Origin of the sequence: Maribacter sp., assembly GCF_049667165.1 — a bacterium.
Lineage (GTDB): Bacteria > Bacteroidota > Bacteroidia > Flavobacteriales > Flavobacteriaceae > Maribacter_A.
Genome location: NZ_JBATHS010000065.1, coordinates 1 through 2,112 on the forward strand (window position 1 = coordinate 1; position 2,112 = coordinate 2,112).

The 2,112-nt window shown below is 44.3% G+C and carries 1 protein-coding gene; it reads right to left on the bottom strand.

The window, feature by feature from the left end; genetic code table 11:
- Positions 1 to 1,652: threonine--tRNA ligase (thrS, locus tag WBM98_RS03955; protein WP_424364726.1), on the bottom strand; the 1,652-nt coding region annotated here is incomplete at its 3' end.
- Positions 1,653 to 2,112: the final 460 nt, after the last annotated feature.

Below are 2,112 nucleotides of genomic sequence, written 5' to 3' on the forward strand. Positions count from 1 at the left end.
ACTATGGCCTGTTCCGGAGTCAACCATAAAGGGAAATTTCCACCGGTATGCTCCAATAAAAGGGCGATAAAGCGTTCCATACTACCAAAGGGGGCGCGATGGATCATGACCGGCCTATGAAGTTCGTTATCACTGCCTTTATAGGTGAGGTCAAAACGCTCGGGCAGGTTGTAATCCACTTGAATGGTTCCCAATTGCCAGTTCCTGCCTAAGGCATCCTTCACCATAAAGTCAAGTTTAGGGCCATAAAAGGCGGCTTCACCACTTTCGATTACAAAATCAAGACCTTTTTCCCTAGCGGCATTGATAATGGCATTTTCCGCTTTTTCCCAATTTTCAACCGAACCGATATATTTTTCAGGGGTATTCAAATCCCTTATGGAGACCTGGGCCTTGAAATTGTCAAAACCTAAAGTACCCAGCACATATAATGAGAGGTCGATCACATTCTTGAATTCAGTATCCAGTTGATCCGGGGTGCAGAATATATGGGCATCATCCTGTGTGAATCCGCGTACCCGGGTCAACCCATGCAGTTCACCACTTTGTTCATACCTATATACCGTGCCGAATTCAGCATAACGCTTTGGTAATTCCCGGTAGCTGAAGGGACGAGCGTTATATATTTCACAATGATGCGGACAGTTCATCGGCTTCAATAAAAACTCCTCATCTTCCTTTGGCGTATGGATGGGCTGAAAACTATCGGCTCCGTATTTTTCATAATGTCCTGAGGTGACATAGAGCTCCTTTTGACCAATATGGGGCGTCACGACCATTTCATATCCCGCTTTCTTCTGGGCTTTTTTCAGAAACTCCTCCAAACGTTCGCGCAGTGCGGCACCCTTCGGCAACCATAAGGGAAGACCTTGGCCTACCTTTTGTGAAAAGGTGAAAAGCTCCAATTCCTTGCCTAATTTTCTATGATCCCTTTGTTTGGCTTCCTCCAAAAGCGCCAAGTACTCCGTAAGCTCTTTTTGCTTTGGGAAGGAAATGCCGTAGACCCTGGTAAGCTGTTTGTTCTTCTCATCACCTCTCCAATAGGCACCGGCAACGTTCAATATTTTAATGGCCTTAACAATACCGGTATTGGGTATGTGTCCCCCACGACAAAGATCGGTAAAGGTATCATGGTCGCAAAAGGTGATACTGCCATCCTCGAGATTTTCGATAAGTTCTACCTTGAATTCGTTGCCTTGTGATTTGTATTTTGCCAAGGCATCGGCTTTGGAGACCGGATGCATTTTAAAATCATGTTTGCCCCTGGCAATTTCCAGGGCTCTTTTTTCGATGGCAGGAAAATCTTTTTCCGAGACACTCTGCGCTCCAAAATCCACATCATAATAGAATCCGTTTTCAATGGCAGGTCCGATGGTCAGCTTGGCACCAGGAAAGAGTTCTTCCAAGGCTTGTGCCACACTATGCGACGAAGAATGCCAAAACGCTTTTTTACCGGCATCGTCGTTCCAGGTATATAAGGTCAAGGATCCATCGTCATGTAAAGGGGTGACGGTTTCCACAATAGTGTCATTGTACTTGGCCGAAATAACGTTGCGCGCCAAGCCCTCGCTAATGCTTTTGGCAATATCCATAGGAGTACTGCCCTTGCTATACTCCTTAACGGTTCCGTCTGGTAATGTAATCTTGATCATGTTTTTTGTATGACAGTAAGTGTGCAAAGATAGTATCTTGTATTCATGCGGGCAATATATAAAGTTATGTTTTTAGGGCGTTACCCAGACTTTAAAAAGTACTGGGTCGGGCCATTCATTATATCCCTTACTGCGTTCGGGGATGCTCCCGACCCTTCGGGACTGTCCCCAACGCAAAAAAAAGCCTATGATAATCTTGTGAAGATCCAAGTAATGTATTATATTTAATACCCTTTTTTAATATTTATTTTCCCTTAAGACCTTAGGAAATAGGGGGTTATAGGGTTTTCAGATTTTTTTTTGAAAAAAAGTTGACAGATTAGGGTGCAATTTAAAAAACCATCTTATATTTGCACCCGCTTTGGGACACAGGGTCTGCCTTTAAGGAGGCCGGAAGAAGTGTTCTGGAGGGTTTTCCCCGGGTAGTCTGGGGAATGAAGAAGTTCATTGGAATATTGTA